This window comes from Streptomyces sp. NPDC001941 (assembly GCF_040296945.1).
Classification (GTDB): Bacteria; Actinomycetota; Actinomycetes; order Streptomycetales; family Streptomycetaceae; genus Streptomyces.
Window position 1 is genome coordinate 73,807 of the sequence record NZ_JBEOYE010000045.1, and the last position, 3,571, is coordinate 77,377.

Genomic DNA, 3,571 nt, shown 5'->3' on the forward strand with positions numbered 1-3,571 from the left:
GGGCCGCGCGGTGGGGGGGGGGGGGGGGGGGGGCGCCGCGCCCGCGGCGGCCCCCCCCCGCCACCACCATCCCACCGCGCCGGGCGTCAGATGCGGCGGGCGCCGTAGTAGGTGCCGAGGTACTTCATGTCCTCGTAGCGGACGTACGCGCCGGGGTAGGGGGCGTGCAGCACCTGGCCGCCGCCCGCGTAGATGCCCACGTGCTGGAGGTTGCTGAAGAACACCAGGTCGCCGGGGGCCAGCTGGTCGCGGCTGACGGCGGTGCCGTCGTTGATCTGGGTGTACGTCACCCGGGATATGTGCACGTTGACCTGGGCGAAGGCCCACTGCGTCAGGCCGGAGCAGTCGTAGGTGTCGGGGCCCTCGTGGCCGGACTGGTACGGCTTGCCGATCTGGGTGGCGGCGGCCTGGAGGGCGGCGGCGCCGCGGCCCGAGCCGGGCTTCTCGTCGCCCAGCTTGACGCGCTCGCCGGCGTCGCGGCTGGCGCGGTCCTCGTCCTTGCGGATCTGGGCGCGCTCGGCGGCGGTCAGCGTGTTGAGCAGCTTCTGCGCCTCGCCCAGCTTCTTCTGGAACGCCTGCTTCTTCTCGCCGAGGGTCTTGCGGACCGCGTCGAGGTCGGCGAGCTTGCGGGTGGCCTCGGCGCGCTTCTGGGCGAGCGTGCGCTGCTTGGACTGGATCGTCTCCAGGGCCTCGGCCTGCTTGGCGCCGAGCTGGTCGATCGCGGAGGCCTTGTCGAGGTAGGTGTCCGGGTCGCCGGAGAGGAACAGGGCCAGGGACGGGTCCAGGCCGCCGGAGCGGTACTGGGCGCTGGCCACCGAACCGATCGCGTCGCGGAGGGTGTTGAGCTCGGCCTGGCCGCGGGCGACCTGGTCCTGGAGGGTGCTGACCTCCTCCTGGAGGGTGGCCTGCTTCTCCTTGGCGCCGTTGTACTCCTCGGTGGACTTCTCCGCCTGGTGGTACAGCTCGTCGACCTTGGTCTTGACCTCGTCCTTGGTGGGCTTGGACGGTGCGGCGTTGGCGCCCTGGGCGCTGAGCGCCACGGCAGCGGCGGCGGTCGCGGTCAGTACGGTGACGCGGGCGCGGCTGGGCTGCTTGGGCCGACGGTGGGTCCCCATGGGGGCCAGCTCCTTCTTCCTCAGAGCCGCCGAACTGCGCGGACGTGGCGGCCCCTTCGCTGACACCCCGGATGGATGATCGACCGTGCGAAGGTTCGAGCTCCGACCTTAGTGACCAAGTTGTGATTGATTCAAATCTTCTTGTGAAAAAATCCGACCACGAATGCGGCTTTGTGGGGACATCGGACACCGCAGACCGGACATCGACCCTCGCGCATCGTCCACGGGGCGGCAGTCACCCTGCCCGGTAGGTCTCCAGGATGTCGATGAACGCCTTCACCCGCGGCGTGGCCCCGTGGCGCGGCCAGATGATGCCGTAGTCGATGGGCGGGGCGCCGTGGAAGGGCAGCCAGACCGTGTCCGGGCGGGCGTAGTACAGCTCCGCCCGGGCGCAGGCGAACGTGACGCCCTTGCCCGCGCCCACCATCGACAGGGCCTCCTGCCAGTAGGCCGCCTCCACGTGCGCGATGGGGCGGCCGGACGGGGTGTGGCGCGGGTAGTGGAGCTCCCGCCAGTACCGCGGGGTGTCCCCGGCGAACACCACCAGCGTGGAGTCGGCCAGCTCCTCCAGCTCCACCGACTCCTGGTGCGCCAGCGGGTGGTCACGGTGCAGCATGACCAGCCGCTCCTCGGTGAACAGCACCGTGCCGACCACCAGGTCGTCCTCGCGCACCGGGAGTTCGGTGACCTGGAGCTGCACCTGCCCGGTGCGGATCGGCCCGAAGGGGTCGGCCAGTTGCACCTCGTGGATCTGCACCCCGCCGCCGTACCGCTCGGTGAAGCGGTCCGCGGCCCTGAGGATCAGGTCGGCCGCCATCGGGCTCGAGTAACCCACCTGGAGCGGCACCGCGGTGCCCCGCCCCACCGCGACGGCGTTGGCGACCGCCCGCCGCACCTGCTCGTACGCGGGCAGCAACTCGTCCCGCAGGGTCTCGCCGGCCGGGGTCAGCGCGACCCGTCGGCTGGTGCGCTCGAAGAGGGGCACCCCGAAGCGGCGCTCCAGCTTCTGGATGATCTGGGTGACCCGCCCCTGGGCGAGCCCCAGCCGATCCGTGGCGCGCCGGAAGCTCAGCTCCTCGGCGAGCGTCAGGAACGCCTCGATCTCGTGCCGTTCCACTGCGGCCCCCTGCGGCGTGGTCGTCGGACGTTGAGCACGGCTCAACGATCGTAGATCAATCGTGCCTTGTTCCCTCCCGGGAGCGGGCCGCAGGATGGAGCAGTCGCAGGGCCCGGGCGGCCCGCACTGCTGGATCGGGGGATTCAGCGGCAGTGGGACGCCGTCCGGGCCGTGCGGACCCACCGTGGCCCGAGGCACCGGATGCCACGGTGGTGCGGCACGTCCACCCCTGCGGGCGCCGTACTTCCCGTGGGGCAGCGGTAGTTCTCTCCCGAGGCCGCTGCCCGGCTCGCGGCGCCCGCCCCCCCGGTGGGCCCGGCCCTCCGCCGGGGTCGGGCCCACCGGCCTCCTCGCCGGGGCGTTCAGCTACTGGTGCTCATGCGGAGCCCAACACGCCCGCCAAGAGCTTCGCCGTACCTTCGGGTGCCTCCACCGGGAAGTGGTGGCTGCCGAGGTCGACGAGCACGAAGTCGACACGGTCGCCGTAGCGTTCGACCGCTTCCGGGTCCGTGAGCTCCCGTACGGCGAAGACGGTGACCGGCTGCTCGGTCTCGCCCAGCGCCGCGTCCATGTCCCAGCGCACGAGACCGCTCATGGAGCGCACACCCGCGGGCTGCCGCACCGCCGTCATCCTCGCGAAGTACGTTTCCTTGAGGGCCTCCTCAGTCCCCACGGGCGAACCCCCCTCGACCAGTCCCCGCACTCCCGCATCGAAGTCCCGGCGGAAGAGGTCCTCCATCGCCTCGACCTGCTCGGGGCCCTGTGCGGGAAACAGGCCCAGGTAGTGCAGGGAGTCGAGGGCCACGATGTGCGACACCTCACCGGGCAGCTGCCGGCCGACTTCGACGGCGACCGCGCCGCCGAGGGAGTGCCCGGCGACCACGGCCGAGTCCACCGACTCCGCCTCCAGCACGGCGACCACGTCGCGGCCGAATTCCTCGATCGTCCAGTCGGTCCGTGTGGACCGCGATTCGCCGTGCTCGGCGAGGTCGACGGCGATGACCCGGACGCCGTCGGGCAGGTGCTCGGTGATCGCGTCGAAGTCGGACCGGTCCAGGCCCCATCCGTGCACGAGTGCCAGGGTCGTCCCCGTCGCGGGGCCGCTGACCGTGTACCGGATGGTCGTGTGGTCGTCGCGCTGGACCTCGCGGTGCCTCTTCGTCCTGGTCGTCATGGCTGCTCCTGACCTCTCCCGGTCGAAGGTGTCGAAGGTGGTGAAGGCCTGCCGGTGCGTCCAGGGCCTGGCCTAGGGCGTGTCTGATGGCTCTTGTCCGGAGGGTGGATCTGCTGCTGTTCCGGGCAGGGGCCTGGCATGGTGCGTCGGCATGAACTGAGCAAT

General features: G+C 71.4%; 3 protein-coding genes. All 3 read right to left on the reverse strand.

Translation table 11 applies throughout. From position 1 onward, the window contains the following. Window positions 1-86 precede the first annotated feature (86 nt). Window positions 87-1,115: a C40 family peptidase gene (locus ABT160_RS27345; RefSeq protein WP_351650472.1), complete on the reverse strand. Its 1,029-nt coding sequence runs from the start codon at window positions 1,113-1,115 to the stop codon at window positions 87-89. 235 nt (window positions 1,116-1,350) lie between these two features. Further along, entirely contained in the window at window positions 1,351-2,232 is an 882-nt protein-coding gene (locus tag ABT160_RS27350) for a LysR family transcriptional regulator (RefSeq protein WP_351650473.1), read from the reverse strand. Between the two features lie 376 nt (window positions 2,233-2,608). Then, window positions 2,609-3,406, reverse strand: a complete 798-nt coding sequence (locus ABT160_RS27355; protein ID WP_351650474.1) for an alpha/beta fold hydrolase — start codon at window positions 3,404-3,406, stop codon at window positions 2,609-2,611. Window positions 3,407-3,571 lie beyond the last annotated feature (165 nt).

Bases quoted from the DNA above. Each gene is read 5' to 3' on its own strand.
- ABT160_RS27345 (WP_351650472.1), bottom strand. From the start codon at position 1,115: ATGGGGACCCACCGTCGGCCCAAGCAGCCCAGCCGCGCCCGCGTCACC.
- ABT160_RS27355 (WP_351650474.1), bottom strand. From the start codon at position 3,406: ATGACGACCAGGACGAAGAGGCACCGCGAGGTCCAGCGCGACGACCAC.